The 26,221-nt window shown below is 72.0% G+C and carries 27 protein-coding genes and 2 riboswitches; of the genes, 14 read left to right on the top strand and 13 right to left on the bottom strand.

The features are described from left to right. Positions 1-18: 18 nt before the first annotated feature. The 3 genes from C4U03_RS00420 to C4U03_RS00410 all read right to left on the bottom strand — a co-directional run bounded on the left by C4U03_RS00420 (position 19) and on the right by C4U03_RS00410 (position 2,961). Entirely contained in the window at positions 19-300 is a 282-nt protein-coding gene (locus C4U03_RS00420; RefSeq protein WP_103935577.1) for an Lrp/AsnC family transcriptional regulator, read from the bottom strand. An 84-nt stretch (positions 301-384) separates the two neighbouring features. Next, positions 385-1,131: a rhomboid family intramembrane serine protease gene (locus C4U03_RS00415; protein ID WP_103935576.1), complete on the bottom strand. Its 747-nt coding sequence runs from the start codon at positions 1,129-1,131 to the stop codon at positions 385-387. A gap of 42 nt (positions 1,132-1,173) precedes the next feature. Next, complete coding sequence (locus tag C4U03_RS00410) at positions 1,174-2,961, bottom strand: DEDD exonuclease domain-containing protein (RefSeq protein ID WP_235017531.1); 1,788 nt, start codon at positions 2,959-2,961, stop codon at positions 1,174-1,176. 80 nt (positions 2,962-3,041) lie between these two features. Between C4U03_RS00410 and C4U03_RS00405 the strand changes: the two genes are divergently transcribed. The 7 genes from C4U03_RS00405 (at position 3,042) to C4U03_RS00380 (ending at position 10,626) form a co-directional block, all read left to right on the top strand. Continuing rightward, positions 3,042-4,496 (top strand): NYN domain-containing protein, encoded by a 1,455-nt coding sequence (locus C4U03_RS00405; protein ID WP_103935574.1) that lies wholly within the window; start codon positions 3,042-3,044, stop codon positions 4,494-4,496. Between the two features lie 117 nt (positions 4,497-4,613). Further along, entirely contained in the window at positions 4,614-4,835 is a 222-nt protein-coding gene (locus C4U03_RS00400) for a hypothetical protein (RefSeq protein WP_103935573.1), read from the top strand. Positions 4,836-5,024: 189 nt separating this feature from the next. Continuing rightward, complete coding sequence (locus C4U03_RS00395) at positions 5,025-5,948, top strand: C40 family peptidase (protein WP_103935572.1); 924 nt, start codon at positions 5,025-5,027, stop codon at positions 5,946-5,948. Between the two features lie 388 nt (positions 5,949-6,336). Beyond that, a riboswitch (cyclic di-AMP (ydaO/yuaA leader) is annotated at positions 6,337-6,507 on the top strand. An 89-nt stretch (positions 6,508-6,596) separates the two neighbouring features. Next, positions 6,597-6,755, top strand: a complete 159-nt coding sequence (locus C4U03_RS40260) for a hypothetical protein (protein ID WP_160146879.1) — start codon at positions 6,597-6,599, stop codon at positions 6,753-6,755. A gap of 179 nt (positions 6,756-6,934) precedes the next feature. Then, positions 6,935-7,085: riboswitch (cyclic di-AMP (ydaO/yuaA leader) on the top strand. A 9-nt stretch (positions 7,086-7,094) separates the two neighbouring features. Further along, positions 7,095-7,934, top strand: a complete 840-nt coding sequence (locus C4U03_RS00390; protein WP_103935571.1) for a C40 family peptidase — start codon at positions 7,095-7,097, stop codon at positions 7,932-7,934. Positions 7,935-7,987: 53 nt separating this feature from the next. Further along, positions 7,988-9,301 (top strand): gluzincin family metallopeptidase, encoded by a 1,314-nt coding sequence (locus C4U03_RS00385; protein ID WP_103935570.1) that lies wholly within the window; start codon positions 7,988-7,990, stop codon positions 9,299-9,301. Beyond that, positions 9,298-10,626, top strand: a complete 1,329-nt coding sequence (locus C4U03_RS00380) for a M48 family metallopeptidase (RefSeq protein WP_103935569.1) — start codon at positions 9,298-9,300, stop codon at positions 10,624-10,626. Before C4U03_RS00385 ends, C4U03_RS00380 begins: the two co-directional genes overlap by 4 nt. Before the next feature lie 104 nt (positions 10,627-10,730). On the opposite strand, the gene C4U03_RS00375 is transcribed toward C4U03_RS00380, so the two are convergent. The 4 genes from C4U03_RS00375 to ctaC form a co-directional block, all read right to left on the bottom strand. Continuing rightward, entirely contained in the window at positions 10,731-11,942 is a 1,212-nt protein-coding gene (locus tag C4U03_RS00375; protein ID WP_235017527.1) for a L,D-transpeptidase, read from the bottom strand. Between the two features lie 264 nt (positions 11,943-12,206). Next, entirely contained in the window at positions 12,207-12,617 is a 411-nt protein-coding gene (locus C4U03_RS00370; protein WP_103935567.1) for a cytochrome c oxidase subunit 4, read from the bottom strand. A gap of 3 nt (positions 12,618-12,620) precedes the next feature. Continuing rightward, entirely contained in the window at positions 12,621-14,309 is a 1,689-nt protein-coding gene (gene ctaD / locus C4U03_RS00365; protein WP_103935566.1) for an aa3-type cytochrome oxidase subunit I, read from the bottom strand. Continuing rightward, positions 14,306-15,124, bottom strand: coding sequence for an aa3-type cytochrome oxidase subunit II (ctaC, locus tag C4U03_RS00360; RefSeq protein WP_235017524.1), 819 nt, complete (start codon positions 15,122-15,124; stop codon positions 14,306-14,308). The genes ctaD and ctaC overlap by 4 nt, the downstream gene beginning before the upstream one ends. Positions 15,125-15,296: 172 nt before the next feature. Here ctaC and C4U03_RS00355 point away from each other — a divergent pair, with 172 nt between their 5' ends. Continuing rightward, positions 15,297-16,472, top strand: coding sequence for a cysteine desulfurase family protein (locus C4U03_RS00355; protein WP_103935564.1), 1,176 nt, complete (start codon positions 15,297-15,299; stop codon positions 16,470-16,472). 139 nt (positions 16,473-16,611) lie between these two features. Beyond that, positions 16,612-16,833: a sulfurtransferase TusA family protein gene (locus C4U03_RS00350; protein ID WP_407701404.1), complete on the top strand. Its 222-nt coding sequence runs from the start codon at positions 16,612-16,614 to the stop codon at positions 16,831-16,833. Between the two features lie 217 nt (positions 16,834-17,050). On the opposite strand, the gene C4U03_RS00345 is transcribed toward C4U03_RS00350, so the two are convergent. Both C4U03_RS00345 and C4U03_RS00340 read right to left on the bottom strand, forming a co-directional pair. Further along, the gene (locus C4U03_RS00345; protein WP_103936239.1) at positions 17,051-18,025 is read right to left on the bottom strand and encodes a carbohydrate kinase family protein; all 975 of its coding nucleotides are present in this window, start codon (positions 18,023-18,025) and stop codon (positions 17,051-17,053) included. 313 nt (positions 18,026-18,338) lie between these two features. Then, positions 18,339-18,701 (bottom strand): HesB/IscA family protein, encoded by a 363-nt coding sequence (locus C4U03_RS00340; protein WP_103935562.1) that lies wholly within the window; start codon positions 18,699-18,701, stop codon positions 18,339-18,341. A 283-nt stretch (positions 18,702-18,984) separates the two neighbouring features. On the opposite strand from C4U03_RS00340, the gene nadA reads away from it, so the two are divergent. Then, positions 18,985-20,175 carry a quinolinate synthase NadA gene (nadA, locus tag C4U03_RS00335; RefSeq protein ID WP_103935561.1) on the top strand — a complete coding sequence of 397 codons (1,191 nt, stop codon included), beginning with the start codon at positions 18,985-18,987 and terminating at the stop codon, positions 20,173-20,175. 111 nt (positions 20,176-20,286) lie between these two features. Here nadA and C4U03_RS00330 read toward each other — a convergent pair whose 3' ends face one another. Genes C4U03_RS00330 through C4U03_RS00320 form a run of 3 tightly spaced genes read right to left on the bottom strand, consistent with a single transcriptional unit; the run spans position 20,287 to position 22,183 of the window. After that, positions 20,287-21,084 carry a maleylpyruvate isomerase family mycothiol-dependent enzyme gene (locus C4U03_RS00330; protein ID WP_103935560.1) on the bottom strand — a complete coding sequence of 266 codons (798 nt, stop codon included), beginning with the start codon at positions 21,082-21,084 and terminating at the stop codon, positions 20,287-20,289. Continuing rightward, positions 21,084-21,362, bottom strand: coding sequence for a PspA-associated protein PspAA (gene pspAA, locus C4U03_RS00325; RefSeq protein WP_103935559.1), 279 nt, complete (start codon positions 21,360-21,362; stop codon positions 21,084-21,086). Before pspAA ends, C4U03_RS00330 begins: the two co-directional genes overlap by 1 nt. Continuing rightward, positions 21,359-22,183, bottom strand: coding sequence for a PspA/IM30 family protein (locus C4U03_RS00320; protein ID WP_103935558.1), 825 nt, complete (start codon positions 22,181-22,183; stop codon positions 21,359-21,361). Before C4U03_RS00320 ends, pspAA begins: the two co-directional genes overlap by 4 nt. Before the next feature lie 190 nt (positions 22,184-22,373). Here C4U03_RS00320 and C4U03_RS00315 point away from each other — a divergent pair, with 190 nt between their 5' ends. Continuing rightward, a complete protein-coding gene (locus C4U03_RS00315) occupies positions 22,374-22,961 on the top strand; it encodes a DUF3043 domain-containing protein (RefSeq protein WP_235017520.1) in 588 nt (195 codons plus the stop codon). A gap of 25 nt (positions 22,962-22,986) precedes the next feature. Continuing rightward, a complete protein-coding gene (locus C4U03_RS00310) occupies positions 22,987-23,988 on the top strand; it encodes an aldo/keto reductase family protein (protein ID WP_103935556.1) in 1,002 nt (333 codons plus the stop codon). A gap of 81 nt (positions 23,989-24,069) precedes the next feature. Here C4U03_RS00310 and C4U03_RS00305 read toward each other — a convergent pair whose 3' ends face one another. Then, positions 24,070-24,258, bottom strand: a complete 189-nt coding sequence (locus C4U03_RS00305; RefSeq protein WP_407701398.1) for a hypothetical protein — start codon at positions 24,256-24,258, stop codon at positions 24,070-24,072. A gap of 222 nt (positions 24,259-24,480) precedes the next feature. Here C4U03_RS00305 and C4U03_RS00300 point away from each other — a divergent pair, with 222 nt between their 5' ends. Together C4U03_RS00300 and C4U03_RS00295 are read left to right on the top strand one after the other, a co-directional pair. Then, entirely contained in the window at positions 24,481-25,440 is a 960-nt protein-coding gene (locus tag C4U03_RS00300) for a bifunctional adenosylcobinamide kinase/adenosylcobinamide-phosphate guanylyltransferase (RefSeq protein WP_103935554.1), read from the top strand. Next, positions 25,437-26,192: an adenosylcobinamide-GDP ribazoletransferase gene (locus tag C4U03_RS00295; protein WP_103935553.1), complete on the top strand. Its 756-nt coding sequence runs from the start codon at positions 25,437-25,439 to the stop codon at positions 26,190-26,192. The genes C4U03_RS00300 and C4U03_RS00295 overlap by 4 nt, the downstream gene beginning before the upstream one ends. Positions 26,193-26,221 lie beyond the last annotated feature (29 nt).

The following is a 26,221-nucleotide window of genomic DNA, read 5'->3' as shown; positions in this document are numbered from 1 at the left end:
GGCCGGTCGGGCGGCCTCCTAGTCGGGCAGCCCCAGGGCGAAGGCGGCCTCCAGGTCGTGCTGGGAGTAGGTCTCGAAGGCGATGTGGGTCTCGGTGTCGCGGATGCCGGGGATCTTGTTGAGCCGTCCGGGGATGATCTCGGCCAGTTCCTCGTGCTCACGCACCCGCACCATCGCGATCAGGTCGTACTCCCCGGTGATGGAGTAGACCTCGCTGACCCCCTCCAGGGCGGCGATCGTCTCGGCCACCTCCGGGATACGGGCGACATCGGTCTTGATCAGCACGATCGCGGTGATCACTGCGCCTCCTGGTGCGTACGTTCCCTTCCGCACCCTATCGGGGCCTACCGCGGCCCCGGCCCACCATGCCCCGCCGCGGCCGGCTCACTCGCCGGCCAGCGCCACCGCCCGGCGGGCGGGGCCGGCCCGCCGGGCCAGCAGCGCGAACAGCACGCCCGTCACGAAGCCGTAGATGTGGGCCACATAGGCCACGTTGCTGTCCTCATCGCCCAGCGACAACCACTGCAGCACGAACCACAGCCCGAGCACGACCCAGGCGGGCAGCCGGCTGAAGATCACCGGCGGGACGTAGCTGACGATGCGGCCCCGCGGGTTGAGAATCAGGTAGGCGCCGAGCACGCCGGCGATGGCGCCCGACGCGCCGATCAGCGGGACCGTCGAGCCCGGCGAGGCGAACGCGAACCCGTACACGGCCACCAGCCCGAACAGCAGATAGCTCAACAGGTAGCGCAGTCTGCCGAGGCGGTCCTCCACCCCGGCGCCCAGCACGAACAGCATCACCACGTTGCCGGTCAGGTGCAGCCAGTCGCCGTGCAGGAACATCGAGGTGAACGCCGAGACCCAGGGCACCTTGTGGTACGGCTCCACGGCGCACGGGCCGACCCGCTCGGGGGCGGGCTGCTGCCGGCCGGTGGTCAGCTCCTTGGGGATCGCGCCGTGCTCAAGGGTGAACTCCACCGCGTTGCATTCGCGCGTGCGTCCCTCACCGTAGGAGGCGGCGAAGTTCGCCATCGGCGTGAGCAGGAAGATCACGACGTTGACCGCCACCAGCAGGTAGGTGACCACCGGCGCGCGCCGGGCGGGCTGGCTGTCGTACAGAGGCAGGGCCACGCGCGCTTCCCCTCGGTTTCCCGAACGCCTGGATCGTCCCGCTCACCTTAGTGGCCGACCGGCCCGCCGGCCGCCGTCCTCGGGCTCGACCGGGGCGTAGGCGCGGTCGAGCCACTCGCGCAGGCTCTCGGCGCCGTGCACTGGGCAACTCCAGGTACCGTCCACCTCAACCAGCCGCGCGCCGGGGCCGTCCAGCCAGCGCAGCACGCACTCCATCTCCTCGGCGGTCGCGCTGCCGGCCGGGCCGGGTCCGGGGAAGACCGTCTCGGACGTGGCGACCACCGCGTCGACGTAGGGCCAGACATGGGCGCCGGGCGGGATCGTGCCGGTGCCGGCGAGCCGGCCGTACCGGACGACCGCCAGCTCCCAGCCGCCACCGAACCCGGGCCGGGCGCCCACCAGTTGGCGGCAGCGGGCCAGCGCGGCCAGGCGCTGGCCGCGGGCCGCCGCCCGGACGAACGCAGCGAGCCGATCACGCTGGGCGGCGGCCTCCTCGTAGCGCAGCTCCGCGGCGAGGCGGTCGATGCGGACCTGGGCGGCGGCCACCACGGGGCGCACGTCGCCCTCCATGACGCCGCGCGCCGTCTCCACGTGCCGCAGGTACGCCTCGGGCGGCTCGCGGCCCTCGCAGGACGCCCCACAGCGGCCGATCTCGCCGAGCGCGCAGGTGCGGGCCCTGCCCTGCTCGATCAGCCGGGGCGTCAGGCGCTGGGTACACTGGCGCAGCGGCACCGCCTCGTGCAGCGCGGCCCTGGCCTCCTCGGCCAGCCTGGTCGAGCCGAATGGGCCGAGGTAGACGCCCTCGTCGTCGCGGCACTCACGGACGATCGACAGCCGGGGGAACGTCTCGCCGACGGTCAGCTTCAGCCACAGGGCCCGCTCGGGGAACTTCGACCGCCGGTTGTAACGGGGCTTGTGCTCGGCGATCAGCCGCAGCTCGCGCACCTCGGCCTCCAGGGCGGTGGCGCACACGATCGGCCGGACCCTCTCGGCCAGGCCCACCATCTCGCGGACCCGGCGGCGGGTCTCGGAGGCGGTGAAGTACGAGCGGACCCGCGTCCGTAGGTCGCCGCTCTTGCCGACGTAGAGCACCTCGCCGCGGGCGTCCTCGAACAGGTAGACGCCGGGGGCGCTGGGCATGCCGTCGGCCAGGTGTCGTTTGCGCTGCTGCTCGGGGGTGGGGGTCTTGGCGAAGGCGCGCATCTCCTCCAGCGAGTGCACGCCGTAGGACCCGATGCGCTCGATCAGCCCGTGCAGCACGTCCACGGTGGCCCGGGCGTCGGCGAGCGCCCGGTGGCACGGCTCGGTGCCGGCCCGGAAGTGGCGGGCCAGCGTGCCGAGCCTGCAGTTGGGCACCTCGTCGCGGGTGAGCACCCGGCGGGCCAGGTCGGCGGTGTCAACCACCGGGAACGACGGCCAGGCATAGCCGCCCGCCGAGCAGGCGGCGCGCAGGAACCCCACGTCGAACCGCGCGTTGTGGGCGACCAACACGCAGCCGCGGGCGAACTCCAGGAACGCCGGCAGCACCGCCTCGATCCGCGGGGCGGCGGTGACCATCTGCTGGGTGATCCCGGTCAGCACCGTGATGAACGGCGGGATCGGGGCGCCGGGGTCCACCAGCGTGGCGAACTCGCCGAGCGGCTCGCCGCCGCGCACCTTGACCGCGCCGATCTCGGTGATCGCCGACTCGGCCGGCGACCCCCCGGTGGTCTCCAGGTCCACCACCACGAAGGTGACCTCCGCCAGCGGTGTCCCGAGGTCATCAAGGGTGCCCTGCACGCCCCGCGCCCCCGGGCCGACGCCCGCCCCGGCGGTCCCTTCTGCGGTCATGGGGGGCACCGTAGTCCACGACGCCGACATTCCAGTCCGGTCACCCCCCGCCCACGTCCCCGGCGGTGGCTCTAGGGTGGATGCGTACGCTTGTGCGTTTGCGATCGGGCGGCGCGTGGAAGGCCGGGGAAAGCCCGGCAGGGGCGCCGTATCGGGAGCCGGAGCCTGGGAGGAGCACGATCATCGACAGCGGCCCGCAGACCCCCAAGGTCCCGCAGGCTCCGGCGGAACGGCTCGACGGCCCGCTGCCCGAGGCGGTGCGCCAGCGGGTCGTGGAGGCGGCCGCGGACCTGGTCGGGACGCTGCCGATGGACGAGATCCCGTCCTCGCTGCGCCCGTTCGCCCGATGGGAGCGCCGCAAGCGGGCCAGGCACGCCGGCCGGCACATCGCCCCCGTCCTGGAGAAGGACCCCGGGTTCCGGGAACGGGTCGCCGGCCCGCTGCGCAACGCCGAGCCGGAGCTGGTCGAGGCGGTCGAGGCAGGCGTGGTGCCGCCGGCCGCCGACCCGGTGGGGGTGGCGGTCATCGCCTATCTGCTGCGCCCCTCCGGCTGGCCGCGGCTGGTGGAGGCGGCCCGCAGGGAGCTGGAACGCTCCGCCAGCGCCGCCGAGGATGAGGCGTACGAGCGCCGGATCACGGCGCTGCAGCAGGAGCTGGCCGCCGCCCGCACCGGCCGGGCGGCCGAGCTGGAGCGGCTGCGTGCCGAGCTGCGCGAGGCCAAGACGGAGATCACCGAGCTGCGCCGCAAGCTGCACGAGGAGCGCGCCGCCGCCAAGGCCGCCCGGCAGCGGGCCGAGGTGCTGGCCGCCGAGACCGAACGCGAGCGCGCCACGGCCCGCGAGGTCGGCGCCGCCGCCGACAAGGAGCTGCGCAGGCTGCGGGCCAGGCTGGCGCAGGCGGAGGCCACCGCCGAAAGCGCCCGCCGGGCCGCCCGCGAGGGCCGCAACGTCGACGACGTGCGGTTGCGGATGCTGCTGGACACCCTGGTCGACGCCGCCCAGGGGGTGCGGCGGGAGCTGGCGCTGCCGTCGATGATCGAGCGCCCGGCGGACGCGGTGGGCTCGGTGGACCCCGAGCGGCCCGGCCACCGGGCGCTGCCCGGCCGGGCCCTGTCGGACCAGGACCCCCGGCTGCTGGACCGGCTGCTCACGCTGCCGCAGGTGCATCTGATCATCGACGGCTACAACGTCACCAAGACCGGCTACGGAGAGCTGCCGCTGGCCGACCAGCGCAGCCGGCTGGTCAACGGCCTGGGCGGGCTGGCCGCACAGACCGGCGCCGAGGTGACCTGCGTGTTCGACGGGGCGGAGTTGGACGCCCCGGTGGCGATCGCGGCGCCGCGCGGGGTGCGGGTGCGCTTCAGCCGGCCGAGCCAGACCGCCGACGAGCTGATCGGCGAGCTGGTGCGGGCCGAGCCGCCGGGCCGGCCGGTGGTGGTGGTCTCCTCCGACCGGGAGGTCGCCGACGCCGCCCGGCGCGCCGAGGCCCGTCCCGCCCCCTCCACCCTGCTGCTGCGCCGTCTCGGCCGGGGCTGACGGCCGTCCGCGCCCGGCACGGGCCGGGAGGGGCCGTCCGGCTTTTGTCGTACCCCGTGCTTAGCGTCGTCCCCGTCAGCCGTCACCGGGCGACGAGGAGACGACGAGGAGACGTCGATGTTGATCGAGTGCGACACCTGCCGGGTCCGGGCGTGCGGGGACTGCGTGGTCACCGCGCTGCTCCAGATCGGCGGGCCGGGTCGGGCCGCCGGGCCGGGGCCCGCCGCCGCACCCCCGCCCGACCAGGTGATCCATCTGGACGACGGCGAACTGGCCGCGTTGGATCTGCTGGCCGAGCTGGGCATGGTCCCGCCACTGCGCCACGAACGCGCTTCGTGAGCATAACGGCACACAACGTCATCAAGTCCGAAATGCCGGGGTGAGAACGTACGAATCGGTTGTGACGGGTGTGGCCCCTCGCTAGTGTCTCCGCCGAAGAGGGTGGGAAGAGAGGGGCGTAACGCGACCGTGGCCAGTGAGAAAACCCGTCGGTTCTGGGCAACCGCCTGCCTTACCGTCGCCACGACGGTGGCACTCCCCGTCGCCACCGCGCACGCCGAGCCCACACCCTCGGCCTCCTCGGTGCAGAAGAAGCTGGACGCGCTCAACAAGCAGGTCGACCAGCTCGTCGAGAAGTACAACCAGGCCGAGGAGGACCTCAAGTCCGCCAAGGCCAAGCTCAAGGCCGCCAGGAAGGCCGCCGCCGCCGAGGCCGCCGACTTCGAGAAGACCCGCGCCCGCATCGCCGAGATGGCGGCGACCGCCTACAAGAACGGCGACATGGGCGACGTGGCGGGCTTCGTGGGCACCGGCGACCCACAGAACGTGCTCGACCAGACCGCGGTCTTCGCGCATCTGTCCCGCAACCGCAGCTCGGAGCTGACGGTGTTCCTGGCCGCCGCGCAGCGGCTGCAGCGCCAGCAGGCCCAGGCCCAGGAGGCCTACGACGACGTCCTGCGCCGCTCCAAGGAACTCAAGGAGCAGAAGCAGAAGGTCGAGAAGTCCATCGACACGCAGGAGAAGCTGCTGAGCCGCCTCGGCGTCACCCCGGACCGTCCGAGCGGCGGGGGCGGCGGCACCTACACCGGTCCGGCCAGCGGCTCGGCCCGGGTGGCCCTCCAGTTCGCCTACGCCCAGATCGGCAAGCCGTACCAGTACGGCGCCGAGGGCCCGAACAGCTACGACTGCTCCGGCCTGACGATGCGGTCGTGGGGCGCCGCCGGGGTGAACCTGCCGCGCACCACCTACTCGCAATACAGCGCCACCAAGCGGGTCGCCAAGAGCGACCTGCAGCCGGGCGACTTGGTGTTCTTCAGCAGCCTGGGCCACGTCGGCCTGTACGTCGGCAACGGCCAGATGGTGCACGCCCCGCGCACCGGTAAGAACGTCGAGGTCGTCAACATCACCTCCGGCTACTACGCCACCAACTACTACGGCGCCGGTCGCCCCTGAGCGCCCCCCCGGGTCACGGGAGGAGGTCCCGTGACCCGGGAATGGATCGGTGCAGACCCTGGTTTTGCCTGGGTGAGACCTGGGGCGGACACCCCGCTGGACCCACTTGACCTGGTCAATGTCCGTTTTGCGAGGGGTTTGCTTCAGGCTTGCTGTTTGGTACCTTGTGTCGGACAGCGGCGCTTCCCAGGCGTCGCATCGGTGGCGACGTCCCCCAGATGCCGCCCATGCAACGGCCGTCCGGCCGCCCAGTGCGCACCGTGATCATCGCGGGCGCAAAGGGCCTGCGGCGGTCCGGCCGTGACAACCAGGCACTCGTCAAATCAGCGCCGCAGCACGCGGCCACGCCGAGTCCATCACCTTCGACGTGCGGACATCCCGGCACCGGACGACCCGGTCACCGGACGCACGGCGGAAGTGAGGAGCCGGGGACCCACCTTTCCCGGGGTGAATCGGCGCATCTTCCCAGTGGACCCTCGTTCCGCAGGTGAGAGGTGCCGTAGGGCGACTTCCAGCCCGAACCCGTCAGCTAACCCGGTAGGCGTCTGGAAGAAGGAGTCCACCCTGTCCAGCAACGCTGTCAGCAGAATCACCCGAGGCATCAAGCTCACCGGCGGCGCGCTCCTCGGCGCGCTGACCCTCACCCCCGTGCTGGTCCTGGCCACCGCGACACCGGCCCAGGCACCCACGGGATCGGGCACGGCGGCCACCGCCGAGCAGGCCCGGACCGCCTCCTGGCACGAGCACCGTCCCATGACGGGCGCGGCCGACGCCACCGACGCCAGGTACGGCACCCCAGTGCGCTGATCGCACCGATGCCCGCGGGCATCGCGCCCGTTGCGGCGCACCCAGACTTTCCGGCCCGGCCGTAGCGCCGCGCCGTCTTCCTCGCAGGGACCCTTCCGAAGGCCTCCCCCTCACGGGACCTTTCCGAAGGTCTCTCCCTTGCGGGACTTTTCCGAACACTCAGACGGACGTCCGTCCCCGGACGTCCGCCGCCGAGTCCGCATGCCCGCTGACCGGGCTGCGGAGCCGGGGACCCACCTTTCCCGGGGTGAATCGGCCGCTCGCGGCCGTAGGGCGACTTCCAAGCCCGAACCCGTCAGCTAACCCGGTAGGCGACATGGAAGCAGAGGAGCACATGCCGTGGCAGGCAAGCGCCGTCTCAAGCGTGTCAACCGTTTCAACCGCATCACCAACCACCCCGGCCTGACCTGTCTGAGCCGACTGAGCCTGACCGGGCTGCGCAGCGGCTTCTCCTCCCGGCAGGGCGCCGTGGCCAGCGCGCTGGTCGCCGGCGCGGTGGCCACCAGCGCGCTGACCGTCGCCGCCCAGGTACCCGCCCAGGCCGCCGTGGGCGCCGCCGCCCCGATCACCGCCCTCGGCAAGACCAGCAGGGTCACCGAGTCGCTGACCGGCGTCAGCCCCCAGAGCGTGGGACAGGCGCAGGCCCAGACCACCCTTGCGCTCGGCGCGCCCCCCGCGAAGGCCGTCCGGACGGTCTCCGCCGAGGACGTGATCAGGGTGGCCGAGTCCCAGGTCGGCACCACCGAGGACGACCTCGGCAAGAGCAAGTTCGGCAGGTGGTACGCCTCGACCCAGCGCGCCAAGGAGACCCTGGAACGCGACGAGGGCGGGTACGACACCAGCGTCTACGAGGGCGCCGCCTGGTGCGCGATGTTCCTGGCCTGGGCCGCCCAGCAGGCCGGCACCGACGCGCTGGGCGCCGACCCCTACACCGTCACCTACGCCCAGTCGTTCAAGGACCAGGGGCGCTGGGGCACCCAGCCCAAGCCCGGCGCGATCGTCTTCTTCGACTGGAGCGGCGGCGACACCATCGGCGGCATCGACCACGTGGGCATGGTCACCGAGGTGCTGGACGACGGCACGGTCAAGACCGTGGAGGGCAACATCTCCGACTCCGTCGTGTCCAAGATCCGTTCCTCCAACATCGTCGGCTACGGATACCCCGACTACGCCGAGTAAGCGCATCGGCACCCGTGACCCGGCACCGGTGAACTGTCAATAGGATCACCGGCATGGACGACCCGTCCGGGACACCGGCTACCGGCACCGGCCGGCGCGGCACGCGCCGGCCGGTGCTCGTCGTCTCAGCCCTGGTCACCGCTGTCGTCCTGATCGCCGGCGCCGTCTGGGGCACGACCCGGTCCGGCGGGTCCCCCGCCCCGGCCGGCACCGCGACCGGCCCGGCGGTCCCGCCGGACGCGCGGGCCGTCGAGGCCGTCCTGGCGGGCCGGGCCCGTGCGGTGCGGGACGGCGACCGGACCGCGTTCCTGGCCACCGTGATCACCGCGCCCCCGGCGTTCCGGGAGGCGCAGCGCACCCTGTTCGACAATCTCGCCCGGCTGCCGCTGCGGTCCTGGCGGGAGGACCTGGACTCGTCCGTCCCGGTGGCGGGCGGCCGGGACGGCTCCACGCTCAAGGTGACGCTGCGGTATCGGCTGCGGGGATACGACCGCGGCGAGGTGACCCGGACCCGCTATCTGACCGTCGCCCGGCGCGGCGGCGGCTGGCGGATCGTCGGGGACGGCACCGCGCACGGCCTGCGTGACGACGCCGATATCTGGGATGGCGGCCCGCTCACCGTCGTGCGCGGCGAGCACAGCCTGGTGATCGGCTCCTCCCCCGCCCTGCGGGAGATCGCCGACCGGCTCGATGCGGCCGTGCCCGCCGTCACCGAGGTCGTGGGACGACGCTGGGCGCGGCGGGCGGTCGCGCTCGTCCCGGCCGACGACGGGCGGGCCGCCGCGTTGGTCCCCGGCAACGGCGCGGTGGACGACCCGCTGAACGGCCTGGCGAACGACCCGGCGGACGACCTGGCGAACATCGCCGCACTCGCCACCTCCGGCCCGTCCGGAGAGGACCGCATCGTCATCGCTCCCGGTACCTTCTCCCGGCTCAACCCCCTCGGCCGCGAGGTGGTGCTCACCCACGAGCTGACCCATGTCGCCACCGGGGGCGCCCGCGACACCCGCACGCCTCTGTGGCTGATCGAGGGGCTGGCCGACTACGTCGGCTACCGGGACCGGGCGGTGCCGGTACGCTCGGCGGCCCGGGAACTGCGCGCGGAGGTGGCGGCCGGGCGGCTGCCCGAGGCGCTGCCCGGACGCGACGACTTCGAGAGCGGCTCGGACCGGCTGCCGCAGGCGTACGCGGAGGCGTGGCTGGCCTGCCGCATGATCGCCGAACGGTACGGGGAGGCCGCGCTACTGCGGCTCTACCGGGCCGCGGGCGAGCGCTCCCAGGACGCGGCGCTACGTTCGGTCCTGGATCTGGACACCGCCGAGCTCACCGCGATGTGGCGGGACCATCTGCGGAAGGAGCTGGGATGAGCGGTCTCGGACGGGCCCGGACGGCGGCCCTCGTTACGGCGGCGGGGCTTTTCGTGGCCGTCGGCGTCGTCCTGCTGACGACCACCCCGTGGGATCCGCTGCCCGGTGCGGTGCCGGGCGGTGCGGTGCCGCCCGACCCGGCCCGTGACTTCTCCCCCGCCGAGCTGGCCCGTTCGGCGGCCTTCGACGCGGCGATCAACCCGCCGGCGTACGCGGGGCTGGCCGCCGGGCTGGCGGTCGCCCTGGCGCTGGGGCTGACCCCGCTGGGCGCCCGTTTCATCGGCTGGTGCACCGCCAGGGTGCCCAGGCGGACGCCGCGGCTGGTCGTGGCGGTGATCGCGATGACGACGCTGCTGTGGGCGGCCGGGCTGCCGTTCGGCGTCTGGCGGGAGAACGCGCTGCGCCGGTACGGGCTGTCCGTCCAGACCTGGCCGGGGTGGGCGGTCGACGAGCTGAAGTCACTGGGGCTGAGCTGGGCGGTCTGGACGGTGGCGGTGCTGCTGCTGTTCGCGCTCGCCCGGCGCTTTCCGCGGTACTGGTGGACGGGGGCCGCCGCGGGCGGCTTCGCCCTGGTGGTGGCGATCTCGTTCGTCTACCCGCTGGTCGTGGAACCGGTGTTCAACCGGTTCAGCCCGCTGCCGGCCGGGCCGCTGCGCTCGGACCTGCTGGCGATGGCCGACCGGGACGGGGTGCCGGTCGAGAACGTGCTGGTGGCCGACGCGTCCCGGCGGACCACCTCGCTCAACGCCTACGTGTCGGGCTTCGGCTCCACCCGCCGCATCGTGGTCTACGACACGCTGCTGGAGTCGTCCCCGGCCCGGATCAAATCGATCGTCGCCCACGAACTCGGCCACGCCAAGCGCAACGACGTCCTGTACGGCACGCTCGTCGGGGCTCTGGGGACCTCGGGCGCCGTCTGCCTGCTCTTCCTGGCGCTGACCTCGCCGAGGCTGCGGCGCAGGGCCGGGCTGCGGGACGGCGACGGTGCGCCGGACGAGCGAGAGGCGGCCGCCGATCCCCGCTCGGTGGCCCTGCTGCTGGCCGCCGTCGTCGTCCTGACCCAGCTCGGCGGCCCCGTGCAGAACCTCGTCAGCAGGCGGATCGAGGCCCGCGCGGACGCGCACGCGCTGGACTTGACCCGCGATCCGGTCACGTTCGTGTCGATGCAGCACGAGCTGTCGGTGCGGAACCTGTCGGACCTACGGCCGGATTCGCTGGAGTACGTCCTGTGGTTCAGCCATCCCGGCGCACCCGAACGCATCGCCATGGCCCGCGACTGGGCGCGCCTGCACCGGATACCCGAGCCGCCCTCGCTGCGGCGCTGACCCGTCCCGGTGGGAAGGGCCGGCGCCCGCGCGTCGCGAGAGGATCACCTCATGTGCGAGGTCAAGGCGGGCCGCCGGAATCCCGCGCCCGCGTCGCGAGGGGATCAGGCCGAAGGCGAGGTCGTCGGCCTAGGCGCCTGGAGCCGCTTCGCCTGGACGGGCACCGAGCCCTCGGGGCCGACCCACAGGGTCTGCTTCAGCGCGCTGCCCTCCGCCCACTTCTCCCAGTCCATCTGCCAGTAGCCCCACCCGTTGCCGGGCTCCAGCTCCCGGCTGGTGCCGACGACCTTAAAGGGGTCGCCCCGGTAGCTGAACTTGTAGAACCACTGCGCCGCATCCGGGTGCATGTTGACGCAGCCGTGGGTGACGTTCGAGTTGCCCTGGGAGCCCACCGACCACGGCGCGGCGTGCGCGTACTCGCCGCTGTTGGAGATGCGCACCGACCAGTAGACGGCCATGCGGTAGTAGCCGGGGCAGCCGGGCCCGCAGCCGAGCGTGGACGAGTCCATGATCACCGGGTTGCCCTTGTCCATCGTCAGATGGTTGCCGCTGGTGGTGATGTACTTGTGGACTCCGCCCCGGCCCATGCTGACCGGGAAGTCGCGGATCTGCTTGCCGTTGCGGTAGACGACCATGCGATGGGTCTTGGCATCGGCCACGGTGGCGTGCTCCTCCCCGATCCTGAACTTCACGTCCAGGTCCTGGGTGGCGTAGCCGTCGCGGAGCGCGCGGACCCCGTTCAGATGGGCGATCACCCGCACGTCGGTGTGGGTCGGCCAGTGCCTGCGGGTGCGGAAGACCAGGCTCCCGTCCTCGAGCCAGCGCCAGGCCCCCTCGACCCGCTTGCTGGAGCGCACCTCTAGCGCCCGCTCCACCGCGGCCCGGTCGGTGACCTCGCGGTCGAAACGCAAGATGATCGGCATCCCGACGCCGACCGTCTCGCCCTGGTTGGGCGCCTCCATGGAGACGGTCACCGCCCGTTTGACCTTCTGGGTGGTGAACGCGCTGCTGACCGTGCGGGTCCGGCCGTCCTTCCCGAGCGCGGTGGCGACGACGTCGTAGCGGGTGTCCGGGGCGAGGGTCCACCGCGACCGCCACTGGCTACGGTCCCCGCTGGTCAGGCCCGCCACGTCGGCGCCCCGCGCGCGGACGGTGACGTTCTGCAGCGTGCCGCCCGCGGCCCTGACCAGGATCGGGGTGTCGGGACGGACCTGGGCGGAGCCGTTGTGCGGCTCGATGCTCAGGCCGACCGGTTTGGACACCACACGCTCGTCCTCGGTACAGCCGGCGGCCACCGCCGCCATCGTCACGCCCATGGCCGTTGCTCCGACGGAACGGGCGGCCGAGCGGATGGCCCGCCTGCTTCCCGGTGTCCGGACGCTGACGTACACCCTCACAACCCCCCGTGGTCTGGGCGGCCGGGTCACCGAATCGTCCGGCCGGCCGGTGCGGCGGGCCGGACGGCTCGTGGTCCCCCCTGTGACACAGGCCGCCCGCGATGTCTCGACGGGTTGATTATGAACGGGGCCGGTGCCCGCTGATAAGCGGGACACCGGCCCCCTTAGCCGACCTTTGCCCAATCAGTGCTGAAAGTGACCCCGGTAGTACTCGAAGACGAGGCCGATGCAGCTCATCAGCGTCGCGGCGACCCCGAAGACCACCAGCCACCAGCCGAAGATGAAGCCGAGGGTGATGCACGCGGCCGACGCGGCCACGAACAGCGGCCACCAGCTGTGCGGGCTGAAGAAGCCCACCTCGCCGGCCGCCTGCACGATCTCACCCTGCGGGTCGTCCTCGTACAGCGGGCCCTCGTTGGCCTTCTCCAGCCGCCGCACGGTGAAGTGGATGTAGAACCCGATCAGCCCGGCCAGGCCGACCGACAGGGCCAGCGCGGTAGTGCCGGTCCAGTCCTTGGACCACAGCCAGTAGACGACGTCGGTGACCAGGAAGAAGATCGCGCAGCCGTAGAACATGAACGCCTGTACGCGCATGGGTCAAAGCTCCGATCCGGTGGTCTTGCCCACCCCGGTGCCGGTCAGCTCGCCCTGCGCACCCACGTGCGGGTAGCGCAGGTCGAAGGCCGGGCGCTCGGAGCGGATCCGGGGGATCGAGGTGAAGTTGTGCCGCGGCGGCGGGCAGGACGTCGCCCATTCGAGCGAGTTCCCGTAGCCCCACGGGTCGTCCTCCTCGACCTTCTTGCCCTTCTTCGCGGTGATGTACACGTTGTAGAAGAACGGCAGCAGCGACACCGACAGCAGGATCGAGAAGATCGACGAGATCTGGTTCAGCGCGGTGAACTCCGAGGCGTAGTCGGCGTAGCGGCGCGGCATGCCCGCGGCGCCCAGCCAGTGCTGCACCAGGAAGGTGCCGTGGAAGCCGATGAACAGCATCCAGAACTGCAGCTTGCCGAGCCGCTCGTTGAGCATCTTGCCGGTGAACTTGGGCCACCAGAAGTAGAACCCGGCGAACATCGCGAACACCACCGTGCCGAACACCACGTAGTGGAAGTGCGCCACCACGAAGTAGGAGTCCGACAGCTGGAAGTCCAGCGGCGGGGAGGCCAGGATGACGCCGGTCAGCCCGCCGAACAGGAACGTCACCAGGAAGCCCAGCGACCACAGCATCGGCGTCTCGAAGGTGAGCTGCCCCCGCCAGATCGTGCCGACCCAGTTGAAGAACTTCACCCCGGTGGGCACCGCGATCAGGAACGTCATGAACGAGAAGAACGGCAGCAGCACCTGGCCGGTCACGTACATGTGGTGCGCCCACACGGTGACCGACAGGCCGGCGATGGAGATGGTCGCGAACACCAGGCCGATGTAGCCGAACAGTGGCTTGCGGCTGAACACCGGCAGGATCTCGGTCACGATGCCGAAGAACGGCAACGCGATGATGTAGACCTCCGGGTGCCCGAAGAACCAGAACAGGTGCTGCCACAGCAGCGCCCCGCCGTGCGCGGAGTCGAACACCTGCGCGCCGAACAGCCGGTCGGCCGCCAGCGCCAGCAGCGCCGCCGCCAGCACCGGGAACGCCAGCAGCACCAGGATCGAGGTGAGCAGGATGTTCCAGGTGAAGATCGGCATCCGGAACATGGTCATGCCCGGGGCCCGCATGCACAGGATGGTGGTGATGAAGTTGACCGCGCCCATGATGGTGCCGAAGCCGGACATGGCCAGGCCCAGCACCCACATGTCGCCGCCGACGCCCGGCGAGCGGACCGCGTCCGACAGCGGGGCGTAGGCGAACCAGCCGAAGCTGGCGGCGCCGCCGGGGGTCAGGAAGCCGGCGATCACGATCAGGCTGCCGAACAGGAACAGCCAGTAGGCCAGCATGTTCATCCGGGGGAACGCCACGTCCGGCGCGCCGATCTGCAGCGGCATGATCACGTTGGCGAAGCCGGCGAACAGCGGCGTCGCGAACATCAGCAGCATGATCGTGCCGTGCATGGTGAACAGCTGGTTGAACTGCTCGTTGCTGACGATCTGCATGCCCGGCTTGTACAGCTCGGCGCGCATGACGATGGCCATCACGCCACCGATGAGGAACATCACGAACGAGGTGATCAGGTACAGGTAACCGATCACCTTGTGGTCGGTGGACGAGGCCCAGGACGCGATGAGACGTCCCTTGCTCGTCCGCGATGCGGCGAGCGGTGCGCTCGGAGCGTGGCTGAGCGTGGTCACTTGGCTCCTCCGGCCGCCTTCGAGGCGGCGATGAACTTCTGGTACTCGGCCGGCGTGACGACCTGCATCTGGAACAGCATCCGGCTGTGGTCGACGCCGCACAGTTCGGCGCAGCGCCCCTCGTAGAGACCGGTCTTGTTCGCCGTGATCTCGAACTCGTTGACGTAGCCCGGCATGACGTCCTTCTTGTACAGCAGCGCCGGCACCCAGAAGGAGTGGATCACGTCGTTGGAGTGCAGCCGGAAGCGCACCTTCTGCCCGGCCGGGATCATCACCCGCACCTTGTCGGCGGTGTTGGGGTCGACCGGGATGCCCACCACGGACGCCACCGTCTTGGCGTCCTTGGCCAGGCTCTCCTTGTAGTCGAACTGCCAGCTCCACTGGAAGGCGTGCACATCGATCACGGCGGCCACGTTGTCGTTGGTCGTCTTCTCGATGTAGTTCTGGTCACGGGCGGTGAAGTAGAACAGCACCGCGATGATGACGAACGGCACCGCCGTGTAGAGCATCTCGATCGGCAGGTTGTAGCGCACCTGCGGCGGCAGGTCATCGGAGCGCTTGCGGTGGAACAACACCGCCCAGATGATCAGACCCCAGACGACGCCGCCCACGGCGAACGCAGCGATCCAGGAACCCTGCCACAGCTGCAGTACGCGATCGGCCTGGTCACTGATCGGCTCGGGCATGCCAAGGCGGGCCGCCTCACCGCTGCACGCGGTGGCGGTCATCGCCAGCAGGGCCAGCGCGCCGGCACTGGTCAACGCGCGGCGGGCGCGCACCGGCGTACGCCGCTCCCTTGAGCGGGTCGGACTCACGGAATGCCTTCCCCACAGATGAAGCCCGGAGTCACCGGGCGGTCAGATCGGTAGTTCACACGTGTGCAGGACACATTAGCGCGCGGGTGGGGCACCCCCCTGATCGGGTGCCGGGTTAGTGTCGGAACGTGTCATCCCTACCCTCGTCCCCGCCCGCCCGGACCGGTGGGCGATGAGCGGGCCGCGCCCCAGCGCTCCCGGCGCCTACTTCGACGCGGCCTCCACCGAACCGCTACACCCGGCGGCGCGGGCGGCGCTGCTGGACGCGCTGGAGACCGGCTGGGCCGATCCGGCGCGGCTGTACGGGGCCGCGCGCGGCGCCCGGATGCTGCTGGACCGGGCACGCTCCCGGGTCGCCGCGGTGCTCGGCGTCCGGCTCGACGAGGTCTTCTTCACCTCCTCCGGCACCCAGGCGGTGCACCTGGCGGTGCTCGGCGGGCTGCGCGCCCGCCGCCGGACCGGACGCCATCTGGTGGTCGGCCAGGTGGAGCACTCCAGCGTGCTGCACGCCGCCGAACTGCACGAGCGGGACGGCGGCGAGGTCACCAGGGTGGGGGTGGATCGGTACGGCCGGGTCGATCCGGCGGAGTTCGCCGCCGCCCTGCGCCCGGACACCGTGCTGGCCTGCCTGCAGACCGCCAACCACGAGGTGGGCACGGTGCAGCCGGTGCAGGAGGTGGCCGAGGCGTGCCGGGCCGCCCGGGTCCCGCTGTTCACCGACGCCGCCCAGTCCGCCGGGCGGGTGGACCTGCCCGGCGACTGGTCGATGCTGGCCGCCAGCGCGCACAAGTGGGGCGGGCCCGCCGGGGTGGGGGTGCTGGTGATCCGCAAGAACACCCGGTGGCGGTCGCCGCTGCCCGACGACGAGCGGGAGGGGCGGCGGGTCCCCGGGTTCGAGAACGTGCCGGGCGCGGTGGCGGCCGCGGCTGCCCTGGAGGCCCGCCACGCGGAGATGGCCGCCGAGGGCCCCCGGCTGTCGGCCCTGGTGGACCGGATCCGCCGGGAGGTCCCCCGGCTGGTGCCCGACGTGGAGGTGGTCGGCGACCCGGTGCGGCGCCTGCCGCACATCGTCACCTTCTCGTGCCTCTACGTCGAAGGTGAGGCTCTTCTCACCGAACTGGACCGGCTGGGGTTCGCGGTATCGTCCGGTAGTTCATGTACGGCGGATACGCTGCGTCCTAGCCATGTGCTGGAGGCGATGAGAGTGATTACCCATGGGAACGTACGGGTATCGCTGCCTCGTGGCGTGAAATCCCCCGACGTCGACCGGTTCCTCGCCGTGCTTCCGGACGCCGTGAGCCGCCTACGCCGCAGTGCCGGCATGACCACCGCGCGACAGGAGGCGTAGTCCCCTCATGATGTTCCGAGGCCGCGGTACCCGCGGATCAGGCAGGACGACCGGTCGCGGACGGCGGGCGGCGGGCGCGCCCGTGCAGCCGGCCCCTGTGGAGCCCGCCGGGCCGGCCGAGCCGGTCGGTCCCCCGCCGGTGCTGGTGATCGACGCGATCGGCCGCAAGTGCCCCATCCCGATCATCTGGCTGGCCGAGCGGATCCGAGAGGTGCCGGTCGGCGAGGTGGTCGCGGTGCTGGCCGACGACGTGGCCGCCCGCACCGACGTGCCGGCCTGGTGCCGGATGAAGTCCCAGGAGTTCGTCCGCGAGGAGACCCTCTCTCGCGGCTGGGCCTTCCACATCCGCCGCTGCTACTGAAGGCTCCGCCGAGACGGTGGCCCGCGGGCGCCGGCCCGTGACGGTGACCTGGCGAAGACCTGGACCGTGACCCGCGGGCGCCCGGCCGGTGGCCCGGCACCCGCAGTCAGGTGGCGCGACGGTGATCGCCCGGCCCGAGGTCGACGGGGCCGGGCGGCCGCGGAGCGGAGATCGCCCGGCCCCGCGCCCCGGCGAGGTCCGTCCTCGGGGCGGCGGGTCAGGGCAGGTGGGGGGCGATCTCGTCGGCGGCGCTCTGGCCGTAGGCGTCGGTGAGGCGGGTCAGGAAGACCTCCCGCTCCAGGCGGTACTCCTGAGGGCCGGGGCTCTCCAGCGCGTGGGCGGCGACGAGGTTGCCGACCTGGGCGGCGCGCTCCAGGGACAGGCCCCAGGCGACGGTCGACAGGAAGCCGGCGCGGAAGGCGTCACCGACCCCGGTGGGCTCGACGGCCCTGTCCACGGGCGCGGCCGGCACGTGGGTCTCCGGCTGGCCCTTGCGGGTGATCACCACGCCCTTGGGGCCGAGCGTGGTCACCCGGGTCTGAACACGGTCCAGGATCTCCGTGTCGCTCCAGCCGGTCTTCTGCTCGACCAGGGCCTTCTCGTACTCGTTGGTGAACAGGTACGCGGCGCCCTCGATCAGCCCGCGGATCTGCGCGCCGTCCATCCGGGCCAGCTGCTGGGAGATGTCGGCGGCGAAGGCCAGGCCGCGCTCGCGGCACTCCTCGGTGTGCCGGACCATCGCCTCGGGGTCGTTGGGGCTGATCATCACCAGGTCCAGCCCGCCGACCCGGTCGGCGACCGGCCCCAGCTCGATGTCGCGCGCCTCGCTCATGGCGCCGGCGTAGAAGGACGCGATCTGGTTGTGCTCCTCGTCGGTGGTGCACAGGAAGCGGGCGGTGTGCCGCAGCTCGGACACGTGCACCGAGTCGGTGTCCACGCCGTGCCGCTCCAGCCAGGAGCGGTAGTCGGCGAAGTCGTCGCCCACGGAGCCGACCAGGATCGGCCGGTGGCCCAGCGAGCCCATCCCGTAGCAGATGTTGGCGGCGATGCCGCCCCGGCGGATCTCCAGCTCGTCCACCAGGAACGACAGCGACACCCGGTGCAGCTGGTCGGGGATGAGCTGGTCGGCGAACTTGCCGGGGAAGGTCATCAGATGGTCGGTCGCGATGGATCCGGTCACGGCGATGCGCACGGCGTCGCTCTCCTCGTCGGTGTCGTCCGGCTGTTTGTCCGGCTGTGTCAACCCCGCGAAGCCTCACGGGTGCCGCCTTGGGGCCTGCCAAGGCTAACGTCCCCCGGGCCTGCTCCGAGAGCGGAGACCTCCGGCCGCCGTGCCCGGGAAGCCCCCGAAAGGCGACACGCTGCCGTACAGACCGGGCGCGGTCAAGTCATCCGGTGGTGACAGCCGGCGCACCGCCGCGCGGCCGGCTCCGGACACACGACGGCCCGGGCGCCTGGCGCCCGGGCCGCATGATCGTCACCGGCGCCCGCGGGCGCCCGGCCGTCTAGTTGAAGGAGTCGCCGCAGGCGCACGAGCCCGTGGCGTTCGGGTTGTCGATCGTGAAGCCCTGCTTCTCGATGGTGTCCACGAAGTCGATGGTGGCCCCGGTCAGGTAGGGGGCGCTCATCCGGTCGACGCGCACCGCCAGGCCCTCGAAGTCCTGGACCTGGTCGCCGTCCATCTCGCGCTCGTCGAAGAAGAGCTGGTAGATCAGCCCGGAGCAGCCGCCCGGCTGCACGGCGACGCGCAGTGCCAGATCGTCGCGGCCCTCCTGCTCCAGCAGGGCCTTGGCCTTGCTCGCCGCCGCGTCGGTGAGGATGACGCCCGTGACCTGCTCGCTGGTCCCCTGCGTGCTCTCTACCGTCATGTGTTCAGCTCCCGGTCTAGCTTCGCCGGCCGTCCGGCGCGTCCGATTGTGTGACATCTGGCTGGGGCGCCAGGCCCCGAAGACGTCGCAGCGCCTCCTCGAAACACCAACGTACCCCGCCGCACGGGCATTCCGCCTACCCGGCCGGACCGCGACGGCTCCCCCTGACCTCGCCGTCCGCGTCGTCCGCCCGCGGGCGGACCCGGCGCGACGCGCACCCCCACGGATGTGCCACCATTAGTGTCAGAGCGACGATAAGTCGCCGTCGCCCAAGGAGGATCCTGTGACCACCACCCCGGAGATCGGTGCCCGGAGCCTTCCGCTGCTGTTGCTGGGCAGCGAGTCCGATCCGGCCAGTGAACGCGGTGTCGCCTGCCCCGGAGAGCTGCCTCCGGCCTCGGACCCCGAACTGGTGGAGCGTGCCAGGGCCGCCAAGGCCGCGCTGGGCGACCAGGTCTTCGTGCTGGGCCACCACTACCAGCGCGACGAGGTCATCCAGTTCGCGGACGTGACCGGCGACTCCTTCAAGCTGGCCCGTGAGGCGGCGGCCCGTCCCCAGGCCCCCTACGTCGTCTTCTGTGGCGTGCACTTCATGGCCGAGTCCGCCGACATCCTCACCGCCGGGCACCAGCAGGTGGTGCTGCCGGACCTGGCGGCCGGCTGCTCGATGGCCGACATGGCCACCTTCGACCAGGTCGAGGAGTGCTGGGAGGTCCTGGAGGACATGGGGATCGCCGACGACGTGGTCCCCGTCACGTACATGAACTCCTCGGCCGACATCAAGGCGTTCGTGGGGCGGCACGGCGGCGTGGTGTGCACCTCCTCCAACGCGCGGCGCGCCCTGGACTGGGCGTACGCGAAGGGGGAGGCAGGTTCGGGCGGTGGAGGCAAGAAAGTGCTGTTCCTGCCCGACCAGCATCTGGGTCGCAACACCGCCGTGCTGGAGATGGGCTTCTCGCTGGACGACTGCGTCGTCTACAACCCGCACCGGCCCGACGGCGGGCTGACCCGCGAGCAGTTCCGGGACGCCCGGATGCTGCTGTGGCGCGGACACTGCTCGGTGCACGGGCGGTTCAGCAAGGCGTCGGTGGACGACATGCGGGCGCGCGTGCCCGGGGTGAACATCCTGGTGCACCCCGAGTGCAGGCACGAGGTGGTGCTGGAGGCCGACTACATCGGATCCACCGAGTACATCATCAAGACCCTGGACGCGGCGCCCGCCGGCTCGTCCTGGGCGGTCGGCACCGAGCTGAACCTGGTGCGGCGGCTGGCGAACGCGCACCCTGACAAGAACATCATGTTCCTGGACAAGACCGTGTGCTTCTGCTCGACGATGAACCGCATCGACCTGCCGCACCTGGTGTGGTCGCTGGAGTCCCTGGCCCGGGGCGAGGTCGTCAACCGGATCCAGGTGGACGAGGAGACCGCGCACTACGCCAAGGTGGCCCTGGACCAGATGCTGGCTCTTCCCTAAGGTGCTCGTTCCGCCGTGACCACGCCCACCGCGTGGTCACGGCGGCCCCGCGCATCCGCCCCTGGCCAGCGGCCGGGCGGGCGCGTGTCAGGTCGCGGGGTGGATCGCTGGTCAGATCGCGGAGTTCTCCACCCAGTGGATCAGCAAGGCATCCTCGCCGGCGAACTCCAGACGCGGATCCCCCAGCTTGCGCCGCCCCCACAGGAACAGGTCCACATCGGAGGCCGTCCCCCGTACTGAGGCGGTGGCCTTGGTCTCCTCCTCGGCCGTACGGCTCCAGGAGAATCCGCCGGGCTCCAACCGGATCAGCCACCGGGTGCCGGTCCCCGACGAGACCAGCGCGATCGTCTCGCCGGCGCCGCGCAGCCTCTCGACATGGGGCGCCCAGGAGGCCGCGTAGGGAAGGTTGTCCAGCAGTTCGTCGACGGCGTCCTCGGCGACCTCCTCGTCGAGGACCGGGTCGCGGCCGGCCGCGAACTCGGCGTCACAGCGGTGCACGGCGGTCTCGTGCAGCATCCTGCGCGACCAGTACCGCACACGCCGGTCGGCGCCCCAGGACCACATCACCGCCTGCGGGTCGGCCCGGCGCAGCGCCCCCAGCAGCGCCGCGGCCCCGGCGTCGAACCACGGCAGGTAGCCGGCCGGATCGCGGCGGTCGGCGGGAAAGTCCATGTCGATGTCGCGATGCCGCAGGTTACCCGGGGACAGCCGGTCGACCAGCGCGTGCGCCCAGCGGTGGGTGCGGCCCAGGTGCAGCACCAGGTCGGCCACCGACCAGCCCGGGCAGGTCGGGACCGGCGCGGCCGGATCGGCCTCGCGGACCGCCGCGGCGAAGGCCGCGATCTCCGCCTCGGCCGCGTCACAGTAGCGGGCGTGCGCCCAGCGCCGCCCGTGGATCGGTCCCCCCATCAGTCCGGGATGAGCCCCTCGTCCCCCAGCATCTTGCGGACCTCCTCCATGGCCGAGTCGGCCGGCGGCAGGATCAGCTCCGAGGGCTCCAGGCTGTCGGCCGGCAGCGGCTTGCCGACGTTGCGCACGTTCTCCAGCAGGTCGTGCAGGGCGGCCCGGAAGGCGGTCTCGTCACCGGCCTCGATGGCGGCCTCCACCCGCCCGTCCAGCTCGTTGAGCGCGGCCAGCTCGGCGGAGCCCACGTCCAGCTGGCCTTCGCCCATGATCCGGACGATCACTGGGCACCCCCGGGCTGCTGCGGCCACTGGCCCTGGGCCGGCGGCTGCGGGGCGGCCTGCTGCTGCGGGGCCTGCTGGGGCTGGCCCTGCGGGGCGCCCGGGTCCAGCTGCTTGGGGGCCGGGCCCTGGCCGAGCTCGGCCTTCATCCGCTCCAGCTCCAGCTCCACACCGGTGCCGGCGCCCATTCGGTCCAGCTCGGCCTGGATGTCGTCGCGGGGGCCGGAGAAGTCCTCCAGCGCGCCCGAGGCCAGCAGCTCGTCAATGGCCCCGGCGCGGGCCTTCATGGTCTCGGTCTTCTCCTCGGCCCGCTGGATGGCCAGGCCGACGTCGCCCATCTCCTCGGAGATGCCGGAGAACGCCTCGTTGATCTTCGTCTGCGCCTCGGCGGCGGTGTAGGTGGCCTTGATGGTCTCCTTGCGGGTGCGGAAGGCGTCCACCTTGGCCTGCAGCCGCTGGGAGGCCAGCGTCAGCTTCTCCTCCTCGCCCTGCAGGTTCTGGTACTGCACGCGCAGGTCGCTCAGCTGGGAGTCCAGGCCGGCCCGGCGGGTCAGCGCCTCCCGGGCCAGGTCCTCCCGGCCCACCTGCAGCGCCTTCTTGCCCTGGTCGGTCAGCTTGTTCTGCTGCTGCTCCAGCTGCTGGATCTGCAGCTCCAGGCGCTTGCGCGAGGTCGCGACGTCGGCCACTCCGCGGCGGACCTTCTGCAGCATCTCGAGCTGGCGCTGGTAGGAGTAGTCCAGGGTCTCGCGAGGATCCTCCATGCGGTCCAGCGCCCTGTTCGCCTTGGACTTGAAGATCATCGACATTCGCTTCATCACGCTCATCGCGCGGCGCCGGTCCCTTCGTGATGTACTCAATGACCACTGCTGGGGTTGTTATCACCCTACGCGTTAACACACGGCGGCTCCACGATGTCGCCACCCCCCGGCCCTGGCTCGGTTCTGGTAGGACGTACCCGTCCGTCCCGAAGTTCCACCGGACGGCCCAGCGGGCGGCGGAGGGTACCCTGAAGCCGTGTTCCGACGTCGTACCGAGACCGCCCCCGAGGAAGCCCCCCAGGTGGTCAAGCCGGGGGGCAAGGGCCGTCCCACGCCCAAACGCAGCGAGGCCCAGAAGCGGCGCCAGCAGTACATCACCGCGCCGCGGGATCGCAAAGAGGCCTACCGGCAGATGCGCGAGCGGCAGGCGAACAACCGCGACAAAGTCCGCGAGGGCATGAAGCAGGGCGACGAGCGCTACCTGCTCAAGCGGGACAAGGGCCCGGTCCGCCGGTTCGCCCGCGACTACGTCGACGGCCGGCGCACCGTGGGCTCCTACCTGATGTACTCGATGTTCGTCATCGTGCTGCTCAGCTTCATCCGCACCCCCGTCACGGCGCTGCTGATGCTGTTCGCCCCGCCGCTGCTGCTGGCCTGGGTGCTGGTCGAGGGGCTGTGGATCAGCTCACGAGTCAAGAAGCTCGCCGCCGCGCGCTTCCCCGGCGAGGACCTCAAGGGCGTCGGCCTGTACGCGGCCGTGCGCGCCATGCAGATCCGCCGTTTCCGGGTGCCCGCCCCCCAGGTGAAGATCGGCGAACGCGTGGAGGCGCGCACCAACGGCTGACCTGCGCCGAGCTAGGGTCGATTCCATGGAATTCCGACACCTCGGCCGTAGCGGTCTCATCATCAGCGAGATCGCTTACGGCAACTGGCTGACCCATGGCTCCCAGGTCGAGGAGGACGCCGCGGTGGCCTGTGTGCACGCGGCCCTCGACGAGGGAGTGACCACGTTCGACACCGCCGACGTCTACGCCGGCACCAGGGCCGAGGAGGTCATGGGCCGCGCCCTCAAGGGCCAGCGGCGCGAGGGCCTGGAGATCTTCACCAAGGTGTACTGGCCCACCGGCCCCGGCAAGAACGACCGCGGGCTGTCGCGCAAGCACATCATGGAGTCGATCGAGGGCTCGCTGCGCCGGCTGCAGACCGACTACGTGGACCTCTACCAGGCGCACCGGTTCGACCATGAGACCCCGCTGGAGGAGACCCTGCGGGCGTTCGACGACCTGGTGCGGCAGGGCAAGGTGCTGTACGTGGGCGTCTCGGAGTGGCGGGCCGAGGAGATCGAGCGCGCCCTGAAGATCGCTGACGAGATGGGCTTCGACCGGATCATCTCCAGCCAGCCGCAGTACTCGATGCTGTGGCGGGTCATCGAGGAGGAGGTCGTGCCCCTGTGCGAGCGGGAGGGCATCGGCCAGATCGTCTGGTCGCCGATCGCCCAGGGCGTGCTGACCGGCAAGTACCAGCCGGGGCAGCCGCCGCCGCCCGGCTCGCGCGCGACCGACCAGGCCGGCGGGGCGGGCTTCATCAAGAGCATGCTGACCGACGACATCCTCACCCGGGTGCAGAACCTGCGGCCGATCGCCGACGAGCTGGGCCTGACGATGGCGCAGCTGGCGGTGGCGTGGGTGCTGCAGAACCCCAACGTGTCGGCGGCCATCGTCGGCGCCTCCCGGCCCGAGCAGGTCCGCGACAACGTCAAGGCCGCCGGGGTGAAGCTGGACGCCGAGGTGCTTAAGCGCATCGACGACGTGCTGGGCCCGGTGGTCGTGCGCGACCCGGCCGAGACCGGTAGCCCGAGCAAGCGCCCCTGAGACGCGCCCTCCCAGGGGTGCCCGCCGCGCGACGGGGGCACTCCTGGGGTCCTGTGAGGCCGGTCATCAGCCCGGGAGACGTCACCCGGGATCGAGCAGGCTCATGGGGTAGACGACGACGTCGTCTTCGAGGAGGGTCACCTGCTCCACCCCGGCCTCCCGCAGCTCACGCCAGTTCAGGCCCAGCCACGACTCGGCGTCGGCCTGGGTGGTGAACGTCTCCTCGGGCAGGCCGGGCACGGTGGCGGCCCCGCCGTCGCCCCTCTGCAAACGCCAGCTCCACGGCATGGAAGTCCTACCTCCCTTGTCGGAGGCGAGACTAGCCGCTGAGATCGGTTCACCGGGCGCCGGAGGCGGTGGAGCGCACCGCCTCCGACGCCTCCGGCGCCGTGGAGTGCCCCGGATATGACTTCGGTCCGTAGAGTGCCCTGGGTATGACTCCGGTCCGTAGAGTGCCCTGAGTATGACTCCGGTCCGTAGGGTGCCCTGAGTATGAGTGCTCGGACGAAGATCGAACTCCCCGGTACGGCCGGCCCTCGCGGCTGGCCCGAGCCCGGCTGCCGCTGCGCGTCCTGCAACGGGCTGCGGGCGGACGGGATCGCGTTCGAGCCGACGCGGGCCCTGGTGAACGGGGTGCCGCTGGAACGGCTGCCGCGCTCGCAGGTGCCCGGCGGCCACGACGTGCGGGTGCCGGGCGGCGGCCGCGTCCTGGTCGCCGACGGGCCCGGCGCCCGCCCGCAACCGGCGGACGGCGTGACCTACGACGCCGTCCTGCTCGACCTGGCCGGGCATCCCGAGCATCTGGGACGGCTCCGGCACGGCGGCGCGGTCACGTCCGGGACCGAGGTGCTGGCCGTCCACAACGACCACCGTCTGGCCTCCCCCGGCGAGCTGCGGCGCCGGCTGGGCTGGTGGGCGCGGCCGCGTACGGGCACCCACCGCACCCTGCTGCTGGGCGGCTCGCGGTCGGGCAAGTCCGCCGAGGCCGAGCTGCGGCTGCTGTCCCACCCGCACGTGACCTACGTGGCGACCGCCGCGTACGTGCCCGGCGACGCCGAGTGGGCGGCCCGGATCGAGGCGCACCGGGTCCGCCGCCCCCGGTGGTGGCGGACGGCCGAGACCACCGACGTGCCGGCCGTGCTGCGGACGGGCACCGGGGCCGTGCTGGTGGACAGCATCGGCTCCTGGCTCACCGCCGTCATGGACGCCACCGGCGCGTGGGAGGACCCCGCCGCAGTACGGCCGCACGTGGACGAACTGGTGGCGGCGTGGCGTTCGACAGGCGCCTGCGTCGTCGCGGTCAGCGACGAGGTCGGGCTGTCGCCGGTGCCGGCCACGCGGGCGGGCCGGCTGTTCCGGGACGTCCTCGGCGATCTCAACCGGCGGCTGGCGGCCGAGTCGGAGGAGACGGCGCTGGTGGTCGCCGGCCGGGTCCTGGAGACGTTCCGGTGACCGACGGACCCCGGTTGGCGATCAGCCTGCTGACCGTGGTGCCGGTACGGGCCGGGCGGATCGACCCGCGGACCGCGGGGCGGGCCATGCTGCTGGCCCCGGCGGTGGGGCTGCTGGTGGGGGGCGCCGGGGCGCTGGTCATGGCGGCCGGGGACCTGCTCGGCCTGGGCGGGCTGCTGCGGGCGGCCCTGGCGCTGGCGGCGATGGCCCTGCTCACCCGCGCCCTGCATCTGGACGGGCTGGCCGACCTGGCCGACGGGCTGGGCAGCGGCCGTCCCGCGGCCGGGGCGCTGGAGATCATGAAGCGCTCCGACATCGGGCCGTTCGGCGTGGTCACGCTGCTGCTGGTGCTGCTGGTGCAGGCCGCCGCGCTGGCCGAGAGCCCGCACGGGGCGTACGCGGTGATCCTCGCCGCGGTGGCCGGCCGGCTCGCCTTCCCCTGGGCCTGCCGCGACGGGGTGCCCGCCGCGCGGCCCGGCGGCCTGGGCGCGACGGTGGCCGGGACGGTGCGGACCCCCGACGCGGTCGCCGTCACCGTGGTCGTCCTGGTGATCGCCATGGCCTGCGGCGCCCTCCTGGGCGGCGTGCCGGGGATCGCGCTGAGCGGCCTGGCCGTGGCGGCCGGACTCGGCGCCGCGCTGCTCCTGCTGGGGCACGCCGTCCGGCGCCTGGGCGGAGTTACCGGGGACGTTCTGGGCGCACTCGCCGAAACCGCCACCACGGCCGCCCTCGTCGTCCTCGCCGTGCGCTGAGCGCTCCGGGCGGCCGAAGGCTTGATCCA

This window comes from Thermomonospora echinospora (genome assembly GCF_900108175.1).
GTDB lineage: Bacteria > Actinomycetota > Actinomycetes > Streptosporangiales > Streptosporangiaceae > Thermomonospora > Thermomonospora echinospora.
Note: the sequence above shows the minus strand (reverse complement) of the source record. Positions and strands in the feature narration are given on the sequence as shown.

What these genes read in the sequence shown, in the direction of transcription:
- C4U03_RS00410 (WP_235017531.1), bottom strand. Translation starts at nt 2,961, where the DNA reads ATGACCGCAGAAGGGACCGCCGGGGCGGGCGTCGGCCCGGGGGCGCGG.
- C4U03_RS00340 (WP_103935562.1), bottom strand. Translation starts at nt 18,701, where the DNA reads ATGACGGTAGAGAGCACGCAGGGGACCAGCGAGCAGGTCACGGGCGTC.
- C4U03_RS00375 (WP_235017527.1), bottom strand. Translation starts at nt 11,942, where the DNA reads ATGGGCGTGACGATGGCGGCGGTGGCCGCCGGCTGTACCGAGGACGAG.
- C4U03_RS00320 (WP_103935558.1), bottom strand. Translation starts at nt 22,183, where the DNA reads ATGAGCGTGATGAAGCGAATGTCGATGATCTTCAAGTCCAAGGCGAAC.
- C4U03_RS00405 (WP_103935574.1), top strand. Translation starts at nt 3,042, where the DNA reads ATGCGTACGCTTGTGCGTTTGCGATCGGGCGGCGCGTGGAAGGCCGGG.
- C4U03_RS00370 (WP_103935567.1), bottom strand. Translation starts at nt 12,617, where the DNA reads ATGCGCGTACAGGCGTTCATGTTCTACGGCTGCGCGATCTTCTTCCTG.
- C4U03_RS00310 (WP_103935556.1), top strand. Translation starts at nt 22,987, where the DNA reads ATGGAATTCCGACACCTCGGCCGTAGCGGTCTCATCATCAGCGAGATC.
- C4U03_RS00330 (WP_103935560.1), bottom strand. Translation starts at nt 21,084, where the DNA reads ATGGGGGGACCGATCCACGGGCGGCGCTGGGCGCACGCCCGCTACTGT.
- C4U03_RS00385 (WP_103935570.1), top strand. Translation starts at nt 7,988, where the DNA reads ATGGACGACCCGTCCGGGACACCGGCTACCGGCACCGGCCGGCGCGGC.
- C4U03_RS00380 (WP_103935569.1), top strand. Translation starts at nt 9,298, where the DNA reads ATGAGCGGTCTCGGACGGGCCCGGACGGCGGCCCTCGTTACGGCGGCG.
- C4U03_RS00400 (WP_103935573.1), top strand. Translation starts at nt 4,614, where the DNA reads ATGTTGATCGAGTGCGACACCTGCCGGGTCCGGGCGTGCGGGGACTGC.
- C4U03_RS00300 (WP_103935554.1), top strand. Translation starts at nt 24,481, where the DNA reads ATGAGTGCTCGGACGAAGATCGAACTCCCCGGTACGGCCGGCCCTCGC.
- C4U03_RS00355 (WP_103935564.1), top strand. Translation starts at nt 15,297, where the DNA reads ATGAGCGGGCCGCGCCCCAGCGCTCCCGGCGCCTACTTCGACGCGGCC.